Raw genomic sequence first — 22,622 nt, 5'->3', positions numbered from 1 at the left:
TGGCTGCTTTTAGTTGGCTAGTTAATTAATTAGTAAATTATTTAGCTATAAGCAAAGCGGATACTGTTTAATAACAACATTATCCGCTTTGTGCTATTTGCTTTGCTTCTGATTGGTCTTATCCCATAACCAAAACAGTTCCCAAGGCAGTATTTGATCCAACCGATGCAGGGCTTTGATCCAGCGATAGCGACCATTCGACCAACGGATGCCTTTAGCAAAAGCGGGGCCTTTTTCAAACACAAAAGAATCGCGCTTGTCTGCGGCCTGAAAAATAGCCAGATCGTACATTTTCGATAACCCTATTTTTAATCGATTCTGCAAAAAGATATCTTTGTGAATTTTGTGTCGATACATAAACGCTTCTGTGCTGCTGGAATATTCCGACATAATATGTAAACACTGACTATTTTCTTGCAACGCATTGTGCCAAAACCCTCGCGGAGCCTGTTGCAATAGGTCGGAATAATTGGCAAGGCAAACATTTAACGGTACAATTTGATAAATAATATGGCCAATTATTTGCTCATTCACATCGAACATTTCACATAACTCGATACCTTGCATATTTTGTGTATTAAAGTTCGACGCGAGAGGTTCGTCGAAACAACGTGAATGAATAAGGCTGTAACGCTGTACATCTTGTTCAGTTAATCGGCTTATTTTGGTCTTAGTTGGATCTAAAGCGTCGATAAACGGCGTAGACAACCCCGGATGCTGTGGACTGAAACGCTTATCAATCATTGCTTCTAGTTGCTCGATGCGTTTTTGATTCAAGCTGGCAAACATTGCCTGTTGAATCGCATCCTGCTGATTTAACAAATAGAGTATTTTTACCGTTTTGGTTAAGTTCGGCGCGGTACTGCCCCTCTCCCAGCGGCTGTAGGTATTCACATCTAAATTGGCGAATAAGCTGTCTTTAGACAGTAATTCGACTACATCCCCCTGACTCATCGCCTGTGAGGCTCTGTAGTCGTTTAAAACCTGGCTAAATTCCATATGCACCGCTTAACCAATTCAGGCGTTTAAATTATTTCTACGCTATTACAATTGTTTATATAGTAACAATCGTTTATATAGTGACAGTCGTTTACATAATCACTGTCATTTATAAAATTACAATGGTTTATAAAATTACAATAGCTCATGAATTTACAATGGTTTATAAAATTACAATAGTTTATAAGTTTACAATAGCTTATAAATAGCAATGAAGACAAAATTAACTAAAATAATCAATACGCTGTAAGCTAAACCAGAACGGCGGATTAAATATTTAACGCGACTGATTTTCCAAATGTGTAGCCTTGATAACCTTGTAAGCGCGCCGCTATCTCTGCGTTACAAACACGATTAAATACCGCTTGCGATTCGACTCGTTCGATAATTATATTGAACTTATTGTTTGATATTTGTAGAAATGACTTCAACTGTTCATATTCATAATCGGTTTTTGGCGCTTCTATTTTTACATAATCGTATACAGACAATTCAGCTGCTCTAAAATCGTCTGCATACACATCATAATCGTCGGCAGCAAGGTTGACCTGATTGATAGACAGTTCAAGTAACCCTGACGAGATCTCCTGGCACGCCGAGCATATACTCAGCTCACGTTCGGTGACTTCTAGAACCAGTTCGATATTTAGATCTTTTAAATGATTTTTAAAATGAACAATTTGATTGATTACCACTCGGTTACACACACAACTTCGTTCAATATTAATAAATAATTTTTTATCAGTTAATAAAGATTGAAGCTCACCATTATTATCTGCTTTTAAATCATTCGTTATTCTTTGCAATAAATTTAAAAATAAGAACGGTGCATTAAATTCCACCTCAAAAATACGTAGTGCATCTGTGACAGATAATTGGCTAACATTAATCAAACACTCATAGCCGATAATACCTTTGTTTGAGTTAACAATCGATTCTAATTTATATCCAACATTAACCATAGATTTATAGCTAGTATTATTTAATTTAGTATAAACGTCTTTACAGCTCATCGTTATCGTCCTTATTAGGCATTGAATATTGTGTTATTTGGTGAAATCAATAAATAACCACGATTTCTGATACAAACGATATCGTACCCCTCGGGTAATAACTTCCTTACGTGATGAATGAGCTGAGGTACACTACTGTCCCCAACGATACTGCGAGGCCAAACGAACTCTTTTATATCTTCAACAGAAAATATAGCACCTGACGATTGAGAAGATAAAATACAGAGTAGTCTGTGATGAAAATTCGATAGACTCACCGTTTCTTTCAATTCAATCGAACTGATATTGTTATTTTTATTGTTGTTTTCTATGCATTCAATACAATTATCAAATAAACATTTATTTTTCATAACTCTCACCTTTGGATATAATTAATATTTTTTATTAGAGCTTGTATTTAATAATTATTATTACAAGATGGAATCATTGTATTCGTCTCGGCTAAATAATACATTAGGCAATCATGACAAAAAAAATAAACACGATGCCTAGTCTGTTTATCGATATAGAGTAATAAGAGTGAACGAGTAAAATTGCCTTAATAAAATCAATAACGCGCTACATGATAATAGTGCAAGAAAGCCGAAGTAAAACATACCTTTCTCATAAACCAATGTTGATTGTTGGCTCTCTCTTAAGGCTATATCGCTATTAGTAAATTTTTAATAGACCTAAGGCAAACTTTACCTCTGGGGATATAAGGGCTAAAGATATCAAAGACAGGCGCCTTTGATCGTTACAATAAAAAGCATATCGATTTAGATAACTCGAATGCTGTCAAATTGCTACTTGAAAGTGGTGAAAATATGGATACGAAAAATCACTAAGGTCATACCTGCAGGTGTGATTTTTGCTGAAGAAAGAAGACACCAAGACTCGATTAAAACCTTCATAGATTAGGATTAATATACGAATAGTGAGACAAATCCAATCAAACTGCTTTGACAATGGCTTACCTTAGAAATACAAAGAGATTGCTAAATTTCTTATTGAAAGCGATGCTGAATTGACTAGAAAAGTTAAGCACATAATTTAGAAAACCAAAGCATTGTAACGATCGTAAAAACAATTGATTAACAGCGCCAAGGATTAAATATTAATTGGTAACGGCTTACCAAACACAAATCCTTGAAATCCTCTCAAACTCGTAGCAATGCCTTTTTGGGTTACTCTCGTAAGCTCAGCTTGTGATTCGATTCTTTCTATCACGATATTAAGCGTACTTTGTGAATTTCTTATGAATGAATCCAATTGCTGGTATTGATTTTCATTTTTTGGTACTTCTATTTTTATATAATTGTATATAGACAGCTCTGAGGATCGAAAGTCTCCATTATAAATATCATAATCATCAACGGCTAATAAGACCTGGTTTTTTGATAACTCGCTTAATCCAGAATAGATCTCTGAACAAGCCCAACAAACACTAGCTTCACGTTCAGTCACTTCTAAAACAAGTTCAATATTCAATGTCATTAGATATTTCTTAAAATGAATAATTTCGTTGATAATTACTCTATTACAAACGCAACTTCTTTCTATATTAATGAATAATTTTCTATTTTTTAATAAGCAATGCAGTCCATCTCTTTGGTTGTTTTTTAAATCATATTTTATTCTTTTCATCAGGTTCATAAATAAAAATGGCAGGCTGAACTCTTTATAAAAGATAACTTTAATTTCTTCCAAAGTTAACCGACGGGCATTCACTAGACATTCATATCCTATGATATTTTTGTCAAAATCTACTATTGATTCTAGTTTGTAGTCCACGTTAACCGAAGACTCATAACCATCAACGTCTAAGGCTAAATACAGCTCTTTACAACTCATTTTTTAGTACCCCTTACTAAGTCTTACGAATATTACCATTCGGGGTAATTAACAAATAACCCCGTTTTCTAATACAAACAATGTCATACTCATCGAATAAAAATTTCTTGGCATGGTGTACTAGTTGAGGAACACTACTCTCACCGACTATACTATTAGGCCAAACAAATTCTTTTATTTCTTCGGTTGAAAAAACAAACCCCTCTCCTTTTGAGCCTAAAAAACATAAAAGCCTTTGATGTTTATTCGATGCTCCGCAATTTTCTCTTAGTTTTACTGGACTATGATCTGTATATTTATGATCATTTTTTATACATTCTTGGCAATCTTCAAAAAAACACTTTTCCATCACAATCCTTAATGTTGTTAACTATTAAAATCAATATACGACTTTTTATTCAATACGTATATTTAATAATATTTATTATTATGATATTTAATTAACAATATAAAAAACAGAAACAATATATATAATTGTAATACAATAATCATAATTATATATATTTTAATAAAAATAATTGGTTGTAATATAAGCTTATGATTAGAAATAAAAAATAACACATTAAAAAACTAGATGACTGCGTACTGTTTTATATTAAACATATTATTTAGTCATGGCTAATATATAAAAAATCTCATTAAAATAATAAATTTTATTATTTTAATGTTTAGGTTAAATTATTATATTCAACTGTGATTTATTTAATTAAGTCGACAATAGACGAACATGAATAGAGTGTAACTATTAAAAAGATAGGAGTAATCGATTTAAACTTAAGTCAAAGTTTGTTTAATCTAGCGACATAGTTAATGTACGAATTGGAACGAAACATGAAAAAAAATGCATTAATCGTTGAAGGTGGTGCAATGCGAGGAATTTTTGCCAGTGGAGTTTTAGACACTTTTATGGAAAAAGATTACCTACCTTACGATTTTACTATTGGTGTATCAGCTGGGGCTTCTAATCTTATTGGCTATCTTTCACACTCTCCGCAACGTAGCTATGAAGTCATCACCCAATTAGCTACGAATAAAGAGTTCTACAATCCGACACGTTTTGCTAAGGGAGGTAACCTTGTTGATGTAAAATGGCTGTTACAAGAATCGAATAGACGACATCCACTAAACTATCAGCAACTATTTGACAGTATTCCAATGTATGCAGCCGTCACAAATATAGATACAGGAAATGCTGATTACTACGAAATTAAACCAGAGACACTTGAAGACATTATTGAAGCAACAACTGCACTTCCTATCGTTTACCGAAAAACACCTTGTTTCTCTGGTGGCTGCTATACCGATGGCGGCGTAGCTGATTCTATACCGGTTAGAGAGGCTTATAGGCGCGGAGCTCGTGATATTACTGTTATTTTATCTCATCCTTTAAGTTACCAAATGAAAGCAACAAAATATCCGTGGTTGATGAAAAAGTTGCTATCTAAATACCCCAATATCGCTGAATCAATGCTGGTGCGCGCGGATAACTACAATCAATCTTTGAACTTCATTAGAAACCCACCTAAAGATGCAACCGTGCGGGTGATAGCGCCTCCGGAGACTTTTAAAGTTAAACGAATGACAATGAATAAAGACATTCTTGACCATGGTTACCTATTGGGTAAAAAAGCCGGCGAGGAACATTTATCGATAAAGAATGGGATATATGGTCTAGATAGTGAAAACTGTCACTTTTGTTTTTAGCTACACTGGCAGAATCGGACCAACAAGTTAAACGATTCTGCTCACTTTATACCTTACTCCGTTATTTCTCCATTATTACTTCACAATCCCAGTTCAAAGTTCAGGGTAAATTTAAATTTGGACTTAAACTTAAATGACCTCTACTTTTCATTCACATCAACCTTTTTTATCACAGTTAAAAGGCTCAATTTATCCCTCACAACAAACTATACTAAGGTGCCTATCTTCTCTAAATCGAGTGTTTTTACTGGGGTTAATATGGTGTGTGTCCCCTTTAGGCAACGCGGCAGGAATTGCTCATGTTACTTTTGATGTAGGGAATGGCGAAAGATATGAATCAGATGTTTTATTACCTAATATTGATGATGTGAAAAATTCGATGACGGAACAAGATCAATTGATCTATCAGTCGCTTCATTCGGTGACTATGCTGACTGAATTACAAAATATAGAAGAATCGACAGTACCTGTCACAAAGTTGGTCACTTATGGATTAACGCTACACAGTCAGCTTCTGGACTCTAGCCAAGACTTATATCGATTTACGCTTGAGTATATGGGGCAACCAACCTTATTATCATCAACGGATGTAAACACGATTGTCTTTAAAGGTTCACCTGAAGATATCATATATCAAGTTAATTTCACCCTAGAACGCGACGTACCAGTATGTAATCAAGTAACTAAAACAATAGTAAAGAATGACTCTTTTACCTCTACTTTGTGCATAAATTTGAAATAGGCGATATGTTGTATTTTATATTGTTTGACTTAATATCACAGAGTAATGATGATTAACGCTATTTGATTGTCAGCAAAATTTACAGTGTAAAATCACTATTGTGCGGTTAGCATTTCTAATAATTTAGGCAGTAATGGATGTTGAATATTTTTTGGTTGAACCAAAAAGTACCCCATACCGGTTGATACAACTTCATCGTAAAGTCTAACCAGACGTTTTGCTTTTAAATCCTGCTCGGCTAATTTGATATCACCGATGGCAATGCCAAATCCTTGAATTGCCGCATTCATTGCTTGATCTAATGTCTGAAAGTGTTGGTTATTTTTACTTGATATCCCTTTTATTTGCCAATGATTTAGCCATGTTTTCCAATCCGTTTGTTCTACATTTGCGTGTAGCCAAGTAAATTGAGCGATGCGTATTTCTAGCTCATTGGGTTCTAACGTCTCGACTCTTGGCGCGTTAATTTGTTGCATTATATTTGGAGTGCAAACTGGTGACAGCTGTTCTTGGAATAACAATTGAGATTCCGTTAGGGATGATTTTGATGCTTGACCATAAATAATAGTCGCGTCAAAGACATCAAAGTCAGGTGCAACAAAATGAGTAATGGTTGAAGTGAGTTCGACTTTTATATCAGGGTAATATTTTTGAAATTCCATTAATTTTGGTAGCAACCAAGAGGTGATGCAGCTTGGCGCGTTCAACTTGATTGTTTCCGAATGGCTGGACATATCTAACACGGCTTTACGTATACGGGCAATAATCTCTTCTGCATGTGGGATAAATGTTTCTCCTTGCTCAGTCAATGTTAATCCACGTGCTCTGCGATGGAACAATTGCGTTTCTAACCGTTCTTCTAACATTTTTATTTGTCGACTAACTGCACCTTGAGTGATATTTAATATTTCAGCCGAACGAGTTAAGTTTAACTGCCTAGCGGTGACTAAAAATATTTGCAAACTTTTAGTTGAAGGGAGTCGATTGGTAAAAGAAGGTCGATTGTGCATTATTAGCCTCAAGCTATGTTTTTTTCTCATAACTAGTATGCATTTATTTCGTTTTTTTCGACAGGCTTTTTTTGTTTGAATGGATTTTATGCAAAGCATTAGCCGGTTTTCGAATATTTTAGCAATTTAAAGGCATAAAAAATCAAGACTGAAATACATATCGACCAAAATAGAGAGGCATAATGACAACGTTAGTTGATAGATTAGCACCAGAGGCGATAAAAAAACTAATACCTTATCAGTCAGCTAGAAGAATAGGTGGCAGTGGACGGTTATGGCTGAACGCCAATGAACTGGAACAGCCTATCGCCTATAGCAGCATAGTCGATAACAATGACCAAAATACGCTCTCTGATTATAATCGTTATCCTGATTTTTTGCCTACTGATATTGCTACTGCTTATCAACAGTATTGCAACACGTCGGTTCCGACGCTTGCAGTAAGAGGTGCAGATGAAGCAATAGACTTGATCATAAGAACATTTTGTCAACCCGCTAAAGATAAAATCCTGATTTGCTCGCCAACTTATGCCATGTATGAATTTTGTGCAGATGCGTTTACAGTAGGCACGATTGATGTACCGTTGTCGCTGCCCTCTTTCACCTTAAATGTGGATGAAATCGCGAGCAAAGCAACAGAAGCCAATGTGGTTTTTTTATGTTCACCCAATAACCCGACGGGCAATTTATTAGCAAAAGAAACCATAATTGAAGTACTTGAGAAAACCAGTGATAGTGCGTTAGTTGTGGTGGATGAAGCCTACATTGATTTTGAAATTGAAAGCAATTTAGTTACATTAATTGAACAATATCCTAATTTAATTGTGATTAGAACATTGTCGAAAGCTTTCGGTTTAGCTGCGGTCCGTTGTGGTTTTATTCTGACCAATCCCGAAATAATGGGTTACTTAAAAAAACTTATTCCACCTTATCCGATGCCAGATTCATCATCGCATATTGTTCTGCAAGCTTTGTCTAACGATGGCTTGTTAAAAATGCGACAACGAGTAGATGAACTCAATGCGACTAAAGAAAAGTTTATCGACTCGATTCGTCATCTGAAATGGATAGAAACTATCTATCCATCGGCAACAAATTTTGTATTAATCAAAACTGATTCATCTATTAACTTGTTCCAATACCTTTTAGATCAAGGCATAGTGACTCGCAATCAAAGTCATGAGCCCGCTCTTTCTGATTGTGTAAGAATTACCATCGGAACACCGCAAACAATGCATGAAGTCACAACGCTACTTCTGCAACTAAACAACTCTACAGAACTATGATTCAAGGAAGGAAACACCAATGAAAAAATTACTGTCCGTTATCACTTGTGTTGCAAGTTTAATGTGTACTTCTGTTATAGCTAAAGAAGTCCGTCTAGCTTCCGATTTTACTTACCCTCCATTTAATTATAAAAACAGTGATGGCGTGCCTGTCGGTTTTGATATCGAAATTGCGGATGCGTTATGTGCGGAAGCTGAACTAGAATGTGTTTGGGTAGCGCAAAACTGGGATGCATTGATCCCTGGTCTCATCGCACGTAAATCTGATGTGATTATGGCTTCAATGAGAATTACCGAAGAACGTAAGAAAAAAGTACTGTTCACGAATAAATATTATCAAACACCAGCAGGATTTGTCGCGCCAAAATCTAGCGATTTCACTATGGACAAAGCAGGCCTAAAAGGTAAAGTAATTGGTGTTCAACGAGGAACGACAGCAGACCGCTATGTAACGGATATGTTTGATGATGTTGCCGAGATTAAACGTTATTCAGGTCAAGATGAAGTGTATATTGATATGGGTAACAAACGTCTAGATGTGACATTCGGTAATACCGATCAGTTATCATTAGCATTTTTAGAGACAGCCCTGGGTGCAGATTTTGAATTTAAAGGTGAAGTGGTCACTGATGAGGCTTATGTTGGTAAAGGAACGGCTTTAGCATTAAGAAAACAAGATACTAAATTAGCAGAAAAATTTAACCAAGCGATTGCAACTATACTAGAAAACGGCACATACGATAAAATTGCTGCTAAGTATTTTAACTTCGATATCTACGGAGAAAAATAATCTGACATACTCTATGCAGATTTGACTCTATTTTTGCTAATTATAACTGTGCATATCGGCTTTATTTGGCGGTATGCATTATTTTATCTATCAGTTTCAATGTCTACTCTCTACGCCACAATCTCATCATTAATCAGATAATTCTCCCAACGTTGTAACAAATAGATAAATTGCTCTCATTGTTAAGTTAATAAACTGTCAAAATTAGTAAAAACCCGCCAATTATGAACAAAAACTCATAAACCATTCTAAACTAACTATAATGAGTTAAGTTAACGCTCAAGTCGTATTCGCATATTCAATTTATGGTTAAATGTCCCAAATGCATGATGAACTCGTAAGTAACACCATTTTCTCAAAATGGTCATTGGAACCAATGTTTATTTTCGATGAGAATGGTATTTGTATCCACGTTAATGATGCGGCAACCCGTATTTTCCAGTATCAGCGACAAGAGTTTATTGGCCGCAGTCTGTATTTTCTAGTTTTTGAACAGGATATACCCTTAATAAACCAAACGATAAGTGACAGGCACACAGAACCTTATCAAATAAGATTAGTACGTAAAGATGGCTCTATTTTTTACGCTATGATCCAAGGCCAATATACGGTTTACAATGGTCAAAACGTACGTATAAGCACCTGCCGAGATATCTCTGAAATTAAAAAAGTTCAACAGCAATTAGAACAGCAAAACAAGATTTTAGAATCAATATTTAATAACAATGTTTCAGGCATAGTCGTATTAAATAAAGATAGAGATGTAGAAAAGCTAAACCAAGTCGCGGCGAATATTGTTGGCTATGATGACCCTAATGAACTAATTGGCATGAACATGGCAGATCTGCACATTTCTCAATCGATATATGATGAATTTACACACTTATATTCATCTTCGTTAATGAAACGAGAAAAATCGATCAGAGAGATCCAACTGGCCAAAAAAGATGGTTCTAGAATTTGGGTTCGCGTATCTGGCAGCTTAATTAGTACTGATGAGCCACCTAAACTAGAAGAAGGCATCGCTTGGGTAATTGATGATATATCGGAAATTAAACAAGCAGAAAAAAAGATGCTCGAGGCCTACAATGAGCTAGAGATAATCTTCCACAATGCTTTAGTCGGAATTTTAGTATTAGGCAAAGATCGAATTATTCAAAAAGTAAATCAAACCTTTGTTGATATGATAGGGTTTAGTGCACCTGAAGATTGGATCGGAAAATCATCTAGAGAAATTCATTTAAACCATCAGACATATACACAATTTGCAGAAAAGTACTATCAAGATTTAATTACTCATAAAACCGTTAAAACTGAATATCAACTTAAAGACAAAAACGCTCAACCAATTTGGGTCTCTTTATCTGGTAAAGCGATCGATTCAGCAACGCCTGCTAACTTAGATAAAGGGGTCGTTTGGGTTGCAACCGATATCAACCAACATAAATTGATGGAGAAAAAACTGACTCAATTAGCCAGAGAAGATTCTTTAACGTCGCTGTATAACAGAAGGTATTTTTTAGAACGCAGTACTCGTGAATTTAAATTAATGAACAGGTTTAATAAGAACCTGTCTTTGCTCATGGTCGATATTGATAATTTTAAATCAGTAAATGATACCTATGGGCATGATATTGGTGATAAAGCCTTAATCTTTTTCTCAAAAATATGCACCTCTATTGTTCGAGAGGTCGATATTGTGGGACGAATTGGAGGCGAAGAATTTGCTATTTTGCTGCTCGATTCCAATCTAGGGCAAGCAAATACCATTGCTAATCGTATTCTTAATGAACTTAAAGTCAAATCTACCTCTACCCCGGACATTCCGACCATTACCGCGAGTATAGGGGCGATAGAAATAGGCCAACAAGAAGAACTGACTTCAGCGATGATAAGAGCCGACAAATTACTCTATAAATCTAAAAAAGAAGGTAAAGATAAAGTCAGTTATTAATATGAACTCCAATAGTTAAAACCGTACTAAACCAGTTTAATTCGTGCGGTATAAAAATATTCATCGCGATGATTACTGTATTGCCAGCCATATCTGGCGGCTAATTTTTTAGTTAAACTCAAACCTAAACCAAAGCCGAGATCCGTTTCAGCATCCGTCGAAGAGTGGCTACTGTTTGTAACAGTGACGCTGCCTTGATTCTGAATCACAATGACTTTTCCATCCGTTGTGTGTTGAAAAGCATTACGAATAAGATTAGCTAAAACAATTCGGCAAGGTATTACAGCACTAGAGATAACATAATCCGATGTGTCGACATGTAACTCAATAGATTTGCCCTTGATCAAGTATCCTAATTCCGTTACCAGTTCATCGATCATATCTTGCAAATTTATTGTTTCACTTTGCGGCAAGTTTGAATCATCACGACTTAACCATAACAATGTTTCGGTTAGATGAGTCATAGTTTTTCCTGCACGGTCTATTCGCTTTAAAATCGCAATTTGTTTTGCACTACTCTGCTCTTTTGTACATACCTTTTGTAATAATTCTGTATTGGCTCTAATGACCGATATTGGGGTTCTGAGCTCATGGCTGGCATGACTTAAAAACTGCTGCTCTCTTTCAACACTTTGTTGAACAGAACTTAGACTCGATTGAATAATATCGGCTAAGGTATTCAATTCACCATACTGAAAATCGGGCGCCGGCTGTTTGAGGCTCTCTTCATCTAATGCTTTAGCCCAGTTTTTTAATGATTCTACAGGACGAGTGACTTTTCTTATCATAAAAAACAAGCCAAATGTGAAGGCCGCAATCACACTCATCGCCACAACAATAAGCCAGATTAAGTGCCGAATACGTTTTTCACCTTCAATGCCTTCTAGGTCATCCAGTGCCAAGAAGGATTTGGCAATATAACGTACTTCTCCTTGACGATTTAGTGCTTTCATAACGAAGTACATTTCTGTCGGAGGCGAGAAAAAGCCACCACCTTTTGCTTGCTTTGCTATTTTAGTAAGCTGCTCTGGCGGTTTATTATCAAACATCTCTTTAACTCGAGGTGGAATATCTTGCCAGCGAGCAGACACTTGATAACCCATCACATCTAGCAACTGTCCCTCTTGAACCCCTTCTACATTGGCAAAGTCTCGCATGGTTTGTGCTTGTCCTCTGTCCATGCCTTGAAAAAAGTAGTCAAGAGTCAACACGGAAAAGAACAATGTCATTACTGAAGCCAGTAAAATCATACCTGCGACAAATCGGATTTTAAGACTTGGTCTAATCTTCATTTGGTGTACGTTGTCCTTTATCTTTTTTGCTGATTTTTGGCATTATATTGCTTACCGTTAGATTATAAATCTGCAGTGGTTAGAATATAACTTACAGGCGGTTAGGTTATTTATCTTCAATTGAAAAACCAAAACCAGGAATCGTATGCAACAATGTTTTTTCTCCAGCTGAATCTAGCTGCTTTCTTAAATTAAAAATATGAACTTTCAAACTATTACTTTCCGGTTGATCATCACCCCATACTTCTCGGGTTATTTGTTCTCTAGAAACCGGATTAGGGCTATTTCTCAGCAGTAATTCCAATATTTTTATCGCCGTTGGTGATAATTTCAAAACTTGGTCATTTCTGTTTGCCTGCTTTTTTTCTAAATCTAGAGCAATATCCGCAACCTTTAATAAAGAGACCTGACCACTTCGGCGACGAGCTAACGCTTGAATACGTACAATCAGCTCTTCCATCGCGAATGGTTTAACCAAATAGTCGTCGGCACCTTTAGAGAAGCCGGTTAATTTGTCATTTAGGGTATCCATGGCGGTCAACATCAATACTGGAGTATCAATTCCTTGCGCTCGCATCGCTTCGCACACCGCTAATCCGTGCATTTGCGGTAAATTTAGATCCAGAATTATTACGCTGTACTGGTTCTTTTCAATGAGATTCAAGCCAACCACACCGTTCACGGCATGGTCGCATTGCATATCTTCAAGCTCTAGATAATCGACCACCGCTGTAGCGAGATCGATATCGTCTTCAACTAACAGTAAATTTAACACTCGTTTATCACTTCCTTTGACGGTGAAATTTTGTTGACTAACTTACCACAAATAGTACTAATTTCATGATTGATCAGTAACAGGGATGGTATTAGCACCAAAGTAATTAAGGTTGCAAACATGATCCCATAACCTAGTGCCGCTGCAGCAGGGATAAGAAACTGTGCTTGTACCGATGTTTCACCTAATAGTGGCGCTAACCCCGCGAAGGTGGTAAATGAAGTGAGTAGCACCGCCCGTAATCGCCCCGTACACGCTTCATAAATCGCATCTTTGACCTGCATATTTTTTTCTCGAACTAAGGTGTTAAATCGAGAGACTAACAACAAGCTGTCGTTCACCACTACACCACTTAAGGCCAAAACGCCATTTAGCGATAAAATACTAATAGTAAGATCATTAAATACATGACCTAATATAGCGCCAACAATACCAAATGGAATGGCCATCATAATCAATACTGGTTGAACATAAGATCGTAATGGAATAGCCAATAAAGCATAGATGGCGATCAGCGCGATAACAAACATACTACTCATTGAGTTTGTCGTTTCAGCTTGGTGCTCCGCTTCACCAGCAAAGTCGATTGATAATCCAGAATATTGATCCAATAAACTTGGTACTAAATCTGCTTTGAGTTGCTGTACCAGTTCGTTAGACGCAACAACTTGCTTATCAACACTCGCGGTAATATAAACCGCTCGTAGATTATCAATACGAGTCACTTCCGACTGCTGATATTCAGTGTAAACCTTAGCAACCGTACTTAAAGGCACAGCAGTACCGTCTTCAGTGCGAATACGCGCCTCCATTATATCGGCTAAGGTTTGTCTCTGTTCTTCCGGGTAACGCACTTTCACTTTTACTTCATCACTGTCGCGTTGAAATTTTTGCACTGTAGAACCACCAAACGAGCGCAAGATTTGTGAAGAGAGGCTTGATGTATCAATGCCTAACGACCGCCCTTGTTCGGTAAGTTCAAATCGATATTGTGGTTCGCCCGGACTCATGTTGTCATCGATGCCACTCACGCCTGCAATACTCTCAAGTTTCGCTTTCATCGCAGCACCTGCTGCGAAGACGGTTTCGGTATCCCACGCTTTTAGTTCAACTTTAAAGGTATCACCCATGGACTTTTTCGCTTCAATACTGAGTTTTTTAACGCCTTCTGGATTGCCTGCCAGCTTTTTCCATTCAGTAAGCAATTCATTTGGGTCGTAGACGCTATCACTGTCTAGTTCTACGGTGACTGTCCCGCTATCGTCACTTTCTGCTATAACTTGTAGGTTAAGAATTTCACTCTCTGCTTGACCATATTGAGCAATAAGGTTGGCATCGGCTGCGATCACGCTGCTTTCAAGCTGCAATAGGCCCGCTTCTGTTTGGCCAAAACTGGCGTCGTCGTACATGGATATTTCACCACGAACGGTATCGCCAGAAATATCTGGGAAGAATGAGACTCGCACTTTTCCGGTCATTGGCATGCCAACAACTAAAACAAAAAGAGATAAAAATAGCACCAAGACTGCATAGCGATATTCAAGTGCTATGCGAATTGCTCTGCGGTAAATTCGATTGCTAAACCATTGTAGCCCTGCATCTGCGCCATGCTGAACCTTAGACCAAATGCCTTTTTTGTTACCGCGATGAGTGTTTAAGTGAGCCAAATGGGATGGCAATATGAGTTTAGATTCAACCACAGAAAGTAATAAACAGATCATTACAACGGTGCCAAATTGGGCGTAAATTTCCCCCAAATGCCCTTCTACGTTGGAGATAGCGACAAAAGCTGCCACGGTGGTTAAAACACCAAAAATAGTTGGAACGGCAACTTTTAAAGTACCTCTTATGGTACTTTTTACGCTGTCACCCTCTTCACGTCGAGTGGTATAAATACTTTCACCAACCACCACTGCATCGTCCACCACAATACCCAACGCCATGATAAAACCAAAAGTGGTCATCTCATTGATGGTTAATCCTGCAAAGTTGTCGGTCATAAAATAGAGCGTACCGAAAAAAACGAATGGCAAACCAGCCGCAACCCAGAAGGCGACCCTTAAGTTTAAAAAAATTGCCAGAATAATGAACACAAGGGCAATACCTGAGAGCGCATTTTCCACCAATAAAGTAAGACGATCTTTTATGATGGTACTTGAGTCATACCAGGTGGTGAGTTGCACATTTTCTGGTAAATAATTGGCAGAATTCCATTTGTCGACCACTTGATTGGCCTGATCGACGATCTTGGTAATGTCTCCGTATTCGTCCATCACAATTTCAATTGCCATTCCGCTTTGCTGGTTGTAGCGAGACAAAGTGTAAGTGTCATCAGAAAACGTTTCTTGCACGTTAGCAATGTCACCCAGATAAATGTTGCTACCGTCTGATAAAGTAAGCAAACGAATGCTTGAAAACTCTTGCTGTTGATACGCTTGTTGCGAAACTTTAAGACGGACGACTTTTTCATCGTTACGCAAACTCGTAGTGACAGAACTGGATGATTCAGCATTGATCGCATCAGACACATCCGACAAAGTGAGTCCATAAGCCTGCAACTTCGCTTCATCGAGTTCAACAGAGATCATTGGATCGGCCGTGGCTTTGATCTCTAAATCACGAATAGCCGGTTGCGTAAGCAGATCGGTTTTTAAATTCTGCGCAAGATCTTGAAAGGTGGATCGATCGGCATCGCCATACAGTTGCACCCAAATTGCGTGATCTTGCCTAGTGGCTTTTTCTATTACGGGTTTTTCTGCATCCGAAGGAAAATCGTTAATAGCGTCTACTTTGGTTTTAATATCGGTAAATAGAGTATCTAATTGGTAGTCATTGGTTTTCTCAACCACAACATAGCTACCACTGGCATTAGAGGTTGATGTAATAGTGTCGATGCCAGCTAAGCTTTCAAGCGCTTCTTCTATTTTTATCGCAATACCTTTTTCTGCTTGCTCTGGGTCGCCGCTATCATAAGTGACCGCGATAGTTACTTTATCTGGCGCTAAACTGGGAAACGCTTCTTTACGTATTTCGTTTAACGAGAAAACACCCATAACAATTGTGGCAATAAGCAACAGGTTAGCCGCAACCGAGTTGCGAGCAAACCAGCCTATGATCCCTTCACTTGGGTTTGAGTTAGAATTCTGCATCGGGATTATCCTTCCACCTTAGGTGCTACCTGCATTCCTACCACGTAATTGCTCAATGGCCTTTTGATTATTTTTGCCGAATGGCTATTTTCTATTGGTTGTACATAAACCGAACTCGACTTCTCGAAGACTTTTTCCGCTGGTACTTTACTGAGCTGATTATTGTCGGTTAAATACCAAATATCGCCTTGTTGCGAGATCGCTGATGCTGGTAGTTTCCATGTGTTATCCAATTCCGCGCCTTCAATATGGGCTTGGACAAACGTTCCTGGAAGTAAAGCGACGGGTTGTTCGAATGGTTGATCAACTGCAACAATCAATGAACGTTGACGAGATGTGGTATCGACATGTTGTTCAATGCGTCTAACGTATCCTTGCCAGCTATTTTCACCATCGGAACTGTACAGGGTTACTGGCCAGGTTTTATTGTCTTGGTTGGCTACCTCATCGCTGGCTAAATCACTATTAGTCAGGTGTGGAAGAGATTGCCACTGCTTCATTGATAACGGAATACCAATTTCAACTCGATCGGTACTGTATAATTCGGCAAGCGATGTACCCGCTTGTACGTAACTACCAGGTTGAATATTGCGTTCAACAATTAAGGCATCAAATGGTGCTTTAATGATGGTTTTAGCCAGATCTTGTTGCGCCTTTTTAAGGCTATAGGTGGCATTTTCTACCGCTGCTTTCTGAACCGCTAACTGGGGTTCACGAAGCACTAAAGGTGAATTTGGTTCACCTTCGATCCCAGAACGTTGCCACTCTAACCGAGCTTGTTCTCCTGTTCTTTGCTCTTCAAGTAAATCTAATTTCGCTTGTGCTAAGTTTGACTTAGCCTCGGCAACGGCTTGCAAATAAGAAGTATTCTCCAACTGTGCTAAAACTTGGCCTTCTTTAACCAATTTCCCAGTTGCAAACTCATCTTTAATCTCGGTGACTCGGCCATTAACTTCTGCACTATAAGTCATGGCGTAATGCGCTACCGCTTCACCATAACCTTTCACAAGTGCTTTATAGGTGTCAGCTTCAACCTCAAGTACAACAACACTTGGCGCACTAGCAGACAGCATTTCTTGAGGTGCCTGTCCCTGTAACGAAGCGGCAGATTGGTCTGCTTGTTGAGGTGCCTGTCCTTGTAATGAATGAGAAGCTTTGACGGAAATTTGGGTTTGGTTGTAGGCAACCGCACTGGCTAAACATGCCAAGGATGCGAGGGTAACAAGAATAGGTAATGGTTTTAGTTTCATGAGGATACTCCTAAGCCTAACGCTAGGCCTAAATCAATGCGGTTGACTAAACGGTTATAAATCACTTCGGTTAGGTTGGCTTTAACGTCAAAGCCACTGGTTTGGACAGAAATGAGATCAGAAATATCAACCAGTCCTTCTCGATATTTTTCTTGGTAATTAGCATAACTTCTCTTAGCACTTTCTAAAGCGACTTCTAGGTGCTGTTGCTGTTCAGCTAATGACTTCTCTTGACCCAGTGCGTTTTCAACTTCATTTACCGCATTAAGTAGTGTTTCTTTGTAGATCCAGTAAGCGTTCTCTGTAGTTAACTCCGCGATATCAATTTGCGATTGTAAATAACCACCATCTAAAATAGGTGCGGATAATTGACCAAGTAAACTCCATAGAGGACTAGCAAACAGGGCGGATGTCGGTGAGGATGCGGTATCAGACAAAGCAACTGATAAACTAATTGACGGCAATAATGCTTTATATGCTGCAGTGGTTCTAAACTCTTCTGCTTCTAGGTCGTAAAAAGCACTTTGTAAGTCTGGACGTCTGGATAGATCTTGCTCAGGAAGAGAGACAAGCGGTGTAATCACTTGTGGAAATTCAGAACTAACGTTGAAAGTTTGCTCACCACCAACGTTACCCAGTAGTAACGCCAAACTTCTTTCATTTTGCGCCAATTGTTCAGTGTATTCAGCCAGTGTAGAACGTGTTGCGGCACTTTCTGTTTTTGCTGTGTCTAGGTCTTCTAGATCGCCTAAACCTGAACGATATTTTTCTAAAATCATTTGTTCGTTATCTTCGAGTAATTTTAGACGTAATAATTCGATATCAACCAATTGCTTCTGCAAGTTAATTTGTAACCAGGCACGCATAATATTGGCGGCTAACGTGTCTGTCGCACTTTGATAAGTGGCGATACTGCTAGCGATATCTTTGTCCGCAGCTTTGGTTTCATTGCCAATTTCATTCCATAAATCTAATTCCCAACTGACGGTTAGATCGGCGCTGTATTCTGAATCTGAGCCTTCTTCTTTACTGGCATCGTATCCTGCTGTCAGGGACGGAATTCTATCGCTATTGGTTTCATCTCGTTGTGCATAAACAATTTTCAGAGCCGTTAGAGTTTGTTGCAAGCTGGGATTATTTTTCATGGCTTGCTTAATAAGGGTATCTAACTCTGGAATGTTCATGAGTTCGGTCAATTGAACCACTTCAATTGCGTCGGGTTGTTGGGCACTCCATGCTATTTGTTGTTGAAGAGATTGCTTGGCAAGCTCTTCAAAATCATTATTTGATGATGAACTGCAACCCATTAACCCCGTAATAGCGAGCACTAAAAAGCTACGATTCATTTTTCGATAAGACAACATGTTACGCCTCTCCTGTTAATAATTGCGTCAGGATAAAAGAAACATGGTTAAGAGAGGGTTAAGAAAGCGTTACTAGGCATTAATTAGTTATGTTGTTTATGAAGAACTAACATATTTTTATGCGATTGAAGATACTGAATGACTGTTTCAATGTGATCTTGATTGCAAAAGAAATTTTTTATCAGCGAATAGCAAGAGCTTGAGCGTTTATTATCCAACAGCAGAGTTATATAATATTATTATATTTTAAATGTGTTCGAGTAAGAGCGGTATCTAAGATCTTGAACGGAAGGTCGTTTTTCTATTCTATTCCTTACTCAAAACCGTATGTTTTCATCTCTTCAGACATAACTAACAATTTATGAATTTTTCTAAAAAAGCATTATTACATAACGCCTCGCTTGCATGGCCAATGACCTGCAACGCAATATTATTACAATCGGTTGGTATTATTGATTTATTATTAATTGCGTCACTTGGTGAATCGCCAGTTGCGGCTTATGGAATTGCTGGTGCGATTGTCACTTTCATCATTGGCATTCAGTTTGCCATTGCGAATGGGACTCAATTAGTACTCTCAAGAGCAGTCGGGGCTGGTAATAAAAATAATATCGGTTTAGTAATGTCGTCCGCTTGGGTCACCAATCTTAGCTTCTCAATTGCAGCGTTGATCAGTTTAATTTTAATCAACGATTGGCTGATTGATTATATAGCCCATGACCCAATGGTTGCGGCAGATGCCAAAAGCTACGTAAATATATCTTTATTGTTGCTGCTGTTTTCATCAGCCTCACAAGTCGTCGTCGTGTATTTTAATTCAACTAAACAAACTCGCATTCCTTTATATGGATTTATGATCGAGATTCCGTGTAATGTTATATGTAGTTTTATCCTTATTTACGGCACATGGGGTGCGCCTGAACTTGGGCTTGCGGGTGCAGCATGGGGAAGTGTCATCGCTATTGTTATTCGTTTTATTTACCTAGCGTTTAGATTAAATCAAGAGAAAATAAAAGGCCACATTTCAGGGTTTAACATCATCAGTAAAGTTTCGATTATCGAGCATATTCAAGAAGTCGTTCCTATCGTTGCTAATTTTATCGTGTTGTTAACAGGAACATTGTTATTCCAAGTATTATTTGCTCAGCTATCCGTGGCGGCTTATGCTGCGATAACGCTAGTTTTACCATGGATTAAAATTGGCTCGATGTTCGCTAATACGTGGGCACAAGCCAGTACTATTCTAGTTAGTCAACATATTGGCAAAAAAGAACAACGGCAGATCCCGCCTTTTGTTGCACAATCTTTAGTGGTAACTCGCATTATTTCTCTGTTCATTGTGCTGATATTTTATATGTTTAGTGAAATAGCACCATGGATGTATCCAAATTTATCCTCAGAAACACTTATCGCCTTGGCAACCATCGCTCCAGTTTATATTGTATTGCCACTCATACGCACCAACAATATGTTCTGCGGTAATATGATCCGAGCGATGGGCGATAGTTATATGATTGTGCGCATCAACATTATCACTCAGTGGGTCATCTCTTTGCCACTCTGTGCACTAATGATTTATCTAGGCGCACCATTATACATAGTATTTGGTATTATATTGTTTGACGAAATACTAAAATTTCAACCATTTAGAAACACTTTGCGTCGACGTTTAGATAGATATGAACAGACAGGATTATAAGCAGTAAAAAGCCATTATTGGCTAACCCAACAATGGCTTTTTTATCTAATCGATTGGTTTATTTTACATAGGTATGTTTAACACATTGTTCATTAATACCTAACCGAACTAATTAACCTCAGCATTATTGTGCTAATGCTTCTTCTCTAAGTTTCTTCTCTTTATGGAATTTTTTCTCACCAAAATAGGCATAAAGAAGACAAAGAATCGAAATACCACAAGACGCCGTCAGTAGCATAAAGCCACCATCCCAACCAAAGTGATCCACCGTATAACCAAGTACTGCATTAGCGGCTACTGCACCACCTAAATAACCAAACAAACCAGTTAAACCAGCCGCTGTACCCGCCGCTTTTTTCGGTGCAAGTTCAAGTGCGTATAAACCAATCAGCATTACTGGGCCATAGATCAAGAAACCAATCGCAACCAATGCAGCCATATCGATACCAGGGTTACCAGCAGGGTTAAACCAGTATACAAAAACAGCTAGAGTAACCAGTAACATGAATAAAATTCCCGCGGGAGCACGACGGCCTTTAAACCATTTATCAGAAATCCAACCACAAAGAAGCGTACCGGGAATACCTGCCCACTCGTAAAGGAAGTAAGCCCAAGATGATTTATCTACACTAAAGTCTTTTGCTTCTGAAAGATAAGTCGGAGCCCAGTCAAGCACACCATAACGAATCAAATAGACGAATGCGTTAGCGATCGCGATAGACCAAAGTAATTTGTTGTTGAACACATACTTAAAGAAAATTTCTTTCGCGGTCATCTCTTGTTCATTGGAAGGATCATAATCATCCGGATAATCATTTTTATACTCTTCAATTGGTGGAAGACCAACAGATTGTGGCGTGTCGCGCAATGTAATCCAAATAAAAATAGCAACTAATGTGGCAAAAAACGCAGGTACGTAGAATGCGGTATGCCAATCATCATTAAACAGCCATAAACCCAAAATAAACATTGGGCCGATAAGTCCACCACCAACATTATGTGCAACATTCCAAACCGAAACTAATCCACCACGTTCTTTACGAGACCACCAATGCACCATGGTTCGGCCGCATGCTGGCCACCCCATACCTTGAAACCAACCATTTAAAAACAACAAAATAAACATGGCGGCTATACTTTGCGTTGCCCAAGGCATAAAGCCAAAACAAAACATGACTGCCGCGGAAGCAAGTAAGCCAAAACTTAAAAAGTATCTCGGATTGGAGCGGTCTGAAACATTACCCATCAAAAATTTAGATAATCCATAGGCAATAGAAACGGCAGAAAGTGCTACCCCTAACTGTCCTCGAGTAAAACCTTGTTCAATAAGAAAGGGCATCGCTAAACTGAAATTTTTCCGAACCAGGTAATATCCGGCATAACCGAAAAATATGCCTAAGAAAAGTTGCCATCTCATGCGTGTGTAAGTGGAATCAACTTGATCGCCAGAGAGGCGTTCAATATGCTCCTTTGGTTTGAATATACCAAACATTTCATTATCCTTTTTCATTTTTAGATGATTGGGCGTGCAGACTACGAAACAAAGAATGCGTGAACGCGCATTTTAATGTCATAAAATAATTATAAAAGAGATATCCATACATTTTTTTAAACATTCTTTTACATATTTTAATATATGGTATTTAGATCACAATTAAGCATAATGTTCTAATTAACTCCATTAAAACCACTTAACTATCGTTTCATTTTTATTTCTAATTTATTACAACAAAATAAAAACAATAAATATCAATTACTTAAG

Annotated in this window: 18 protein-coding genes; 6 read left to right on the top strand and 12 right to left on the bottom strand. The window is 38.0% G+C overall.

The features are described 5' to 3' along the window. Window positions 1–93 precede the first annotated feature (93 nt). From R3X26_RS16375 to R3X26_RS16355, 5 genes are all read right to left on the bottom strand, one after another. Window positions 94–999, bottom strand: coding sequence for a helix-turn-helix transcriptional regulator (locus R3X26_RS16375; protein ID WP_317718409.1), 906 nt, complete (start codon window positions 997–999; stop codon window positions 94–96). 269 nt (window positions 1,000–1,268) lie between these two features. Further along, window positions 1,269–2,012, bottom strand: coding sequence for an EAL domain-containing protein (locus R3X26_RS16370; protein ID WP_317718408.1), 744 nt, complete (start codon window positions 2,010–2,012; stop codon window positions 1,269–1,271). Between the two features lie 14 nt (window positions 2,013–2,026). After that, complete coding sequence (locus R3X26_RS16365; protein ID WP_317718406.1) at window positions 2,027–2,362, bottom strand: helix-turn-helix domain-containing protein; 336 nt, start codon at window positions 2,360–2,362, stop codon at window positions 2,027–2,029. 739 nt (window positions 2,363–3,101) lie between these two features. Beyond that, the gene (locus R3X26_RS16360) at window positions 3,102–3,845 is read right to left on the bottom strand and encodes an EAL domain-containing protein (RefSeq protein WP_317718405.1); all 744 of its coding nucleotides are present in this window, start codon (window positions 3,843–3,845) and stop codon (window positions 3,102–3,104) included. Window positions 3,846–3,861: 16 nt separating this feature from the next. Further along, window positions 3,862–4,194 carry a hypothetical protein gene (locus R3X26_RS16355; protein WP_317718404.1) on the bottom strand — a complete coding sequence of 111 codons (333 nt, stop codon included), beginning with the start codon at window positions 4,192–4,194 and terminating at the stop codon, window positions 3,862–3,864. Between the two features lie 482 nt (window positions 4,195–4,676). Between R3X26_RS16355 and R3X26_RS16350 the strand changes: the two genes are divergently transcribed. Next, window positions 4,677–5,549: a patatin family protein gene (locus R3X26_RS16350; protein ID WP_317718403.1), complete on the top strand. Its 873-nt coding sequence runs from the start codon at window positions 4,677–4,679 to the stop codon at window positions 5,547–5,549. 265 nt (window positions 5,550–5,814) lie between these two features. Further along, window positions 5,815–6,291, top strand: coding sequence for a hypothetical protein (locus tag R3X26_RS16345; RefSeq protein WP_317718402.1), 477 nt, complete (start codon window positions 5,815–5,817; stop codon window positions 6,289–6,291). Between the two features lie 95 nt (window positions 6,292–6,386). Here the strand turns inward: R3X26_RS16345 and R3X26_RS16340 are convergent, their stop codons facing one another. Continuing rightward, window positions 6,387–7,301, bottom strand: a complete 915-nt coding sequence (locus R3X26_RS16340; protein ID WP_317718401.1) for a LysR family transcriptional regulator — start codon at window positions 7,299–7,301, stop codon at window positions 6,387–6,389. 182 nt (window positions 7,302–7,483) lie between these two features. Here R3X26_RS16340 and hisC point away from each other — a divergent pair, with 182 nt between their 5' ends. The 3 genes from hisC (at window position 7,484) to R3X26_RS16325 (ending at window position 11,331) form a co-directional block, all read left to right on the top strand. Next, window positions 7,484–8,587 carry a histidinol-phosphate transaminase gene (gene hisC, locus R3X26_RS16335; RefSeq protein WP_317718400.1) on the top strand — a complete coding sequence of 368 codons (1,104 nt, stop codon included), beginning with the start codon at window positions 7,484–7,486 and terminating at the stop codon, window positions 8,585–8,587. Window positions 8,588–8,606: 19 nt separating this feature from the next. After that, entirely contained in the window at window positions 8,607–9,377 is a 771-nt protein-coding gene (locus R3X26_RS16330; protein ID WP_317718399.1) for a transporter substrate-binding domain-containing protein, read from the top strand. A 322-nt stretch (window positions 9,378–9,699) separates the two neighbouring features. After that, window positions 9,700–11,331: a diguanylate cyclase gene (locus R3X26_RS16325; protein ID WP_317718398.1), complete on the top strand. Its 1,632-nt coding sequence runs from the start codon at window positions 9,700–9,702 to the stop codon at window positions 11,329–11,331. Between the two features lie 26 nt (window positions 11,332–11,357). Here R3X26_RS16325 and R3X26_RS16320 read toward each other — a convergent pair whose 3' ends face one another. The 5 genes from R3X26_RS16320 to R3X26_RS16300 all read right to left on the bottom strand — a co-directional run bounded on the left by R3X26_RS16320 (window position 11,358) and on the right by R3X26_RS16300 (window position 19,161). Beyond that, a complete protein-coding gene (locus tag R3X26_RS16320; RefSeq protein ID WP_317718397.1) occupies window positions 11,358–12,623 on the bottom strand; it encodes a HAMP domain-containing sensor histidine kinase in 1,266 nt (421 codons plus the stop codon). A gap of 106 nt (window positions 12,624–12,729) precedes the next feature. Then, window positions 12,730–13,398: a response regulator transcription factor gene (locus R3X26_RS16315; protein WP_317718396.1), complete on the bottom strand. Its 669-nt coding sequence runs from the start codon at window positions 13,396–13,398 to the stop codon at window positions 12,730–12,732. Beyond that, entirely contained in the window at window positions 13,392–16,547 is a 3,156-nt protein-coding gene (locus R3X26_RS16310; RefSeq protein ID WP_317718395.1) for an efflux RND transporter permease subunit, read from the bottom strand. The genes R3X26_RS16315 and R3X26_RS16310 overlap by 7 nt, the downstream gene beginning before the upstream one ends. A gap of 5 nt (window positions 16,548–16,552) precedes the next feature. Next, entirely contained in the window at window positions 16,553–17,797 is a 1,245-nt protein-coding gene (locus R3X26_RS16305) for an efflux RND transporter periplasmic adaptor subunit (protein ID WP_317718394.1), read from the bottom strand. Next, entirely contained in the window at window positions 17,794–19,161 is a 1,368-nt protein-coding gene (locus tag R3X26_RS16300; RefSeq protein ID WP_317718393.1) for a TolC family protein, read from the bottom strand. The genes R3X26_RS16305 and R3X26_RS16300 overlap by 4 nt, the downstream gene beginning before the upstream one ends. Before the next feature lie 361 nt (window positions 19,162–19,522). Here R3X26_RS16300 and R3X26_RS16295 point away from each other — a divergent pair, with 361 nt between their 5' ends. Then, complete coding sequence (locus R3X26_RS16295) at window positions 19,523–20,860, top strand: MATE family efflux transporter (RefSeq protein WP_317718392.1); 1,338 nt, start codon at window positions 19,523–19,525, stop codon at window positions 20,858–20,860. 124 nt (window positions 20,861–20,984) lie between these two features. Here R3X26_RS16295 and glpT read toward each other — a convergent pair whose 3' ends face one another. Then, window positions 20,985–22,352, bottom strand: a complete 1,368-nt coding sequence (glpT, locus tag R3X26_RS16290) for a glycerol-3-phosphate transporter (RefSeq protein ID WP_317718391.1) — start codon at window positions 22,350–22,352, stop codon at window positions 20,985–20,987. Window positions 22,353–22,622: the final 270 nt, after the last annotated feature.

It is taken from the genome of Vibrio sp. TH_r3 (assembly GCF_033101115.1).
GTDB lineage: Bacteria > Pseudomonadota > Gammaproteobacteria > Enterobacterales > Vibrionaceae > Vibrio.
Note: the sequence above shows the minus strand (reverse complement) of the source record. Positions and strands in the feature narration are given on the sequence as shown.

Bases quoted from the DNA above. Each gene is read 5' to 3' on its own strand.
- R3X26_RS16375 (WP_317718409.1), bottom strand. From the start codon at position 999: ATGGAATTTAGCCAGGTTTTAAACGACTACAGAGCCTCACAGGCGATG.
- R3X26_RS16370 (WP_317718408.1), bottom strand. From the start codon at position 2,012: ATGAGCTGTAAAGACGTTTATACTAAATTAAATAATACTAGCTATAAA.
- R3X26_RS16365 (WP_317718406.1), bottom strand. From the start codon at position 2,362: ATGAAAAATAAATGTTTATTTGATAATTGTATTGAATGCATAGAAAAC.
- R3X26_RS16360 (WP_317718405.1), bottom strand. From the start codon at position 3,845: ATGAGTTGTAAAGAGCTGTATTTAGCCTTAGACGTTGATGGTTATGAG.
- R3X26_RS16355 (WP_317718404.1), bottom strand. From the start codon at position 4,194: ATGGAAAAGTGTTTTTTTGAAGATTGCCAAGAATGTATAAAAAATGAT.
- R3X26_RS16350 (WP_317718403.1), top strand. From the start codon at position 4,677: ATGAAAAAAAATGCATTAATCGTTGAAGGTGGTGCAATGCGAGGAATT.
- R3X26_RS16340 (WP_317718401.1), bottom strand. From the start codon at position 7,301: ATGCACAATCGACCTTCTTTTACCAATCGACTCCCTTCAACTAAAAGT.
- hisC (WP_317718400.1), top strand. From the start codon at position 7,484: ATGACAACGTTAGTTGATAGATTAGCACCAGAGGCGATAAAAAAACTA.
- R3X26_RS16330 (WP_317718399.1), top strand. From the start codon at position 8,607: ATGAAAAAATTACTGTCCGTTATCACTTGTGTTGCAAGTTTAATGTGT.
- R3X26_RS16325 (WP_317718398.1), top strand. From the start codon at position 9,700: ATGCATGATGAACTCGTAAGTAACACCATTTTCTCAAAATGGTCATTG.
- R3X26_RS16320 (WP_317718397.1), bottom strand. From the start codon at position 12,623: ATGAAGATTAGACCAAGTCTTAAAATCCGATTTGTCGCAGGTATGATT.
- R3X26_RS16310 (WP_317718395.1), bottom strand. From the start codon at position 16,547: ATGCAGAATTCTAACTCAAACCCAAGTGAAGGGATCATAGGCTGGTTT.
- R3X26_RS16305 (WP_317718394.1), bottom strand. From the start codon at position 17,797: ATGAAACTAAAACCATTACCTATTCTTGTTACCCTCGCATCCTTGGCA.
- R3X26_RS16300 (WP_317718393.1), bottom strand. From the start codon at position 19,161: ATGTTGTCTTATCGAAAAATGAATCGTAGCTTTTTAGTGCTCGCTATT.
- R3X26_RS16295 (WP_317718392.1), top strand. From the start codon at position 19,523: ATGAATTTTTCTAAAAAAGCATTATTACATAACGCCTCGCTTGCATGG.
- glpT (WP_317718391.1), bottom strand. From the start codon at position 22,352: ATGTTTGGTATATTCAAACCAAAGGAGCATATTGAACGCCTCTCTGGC.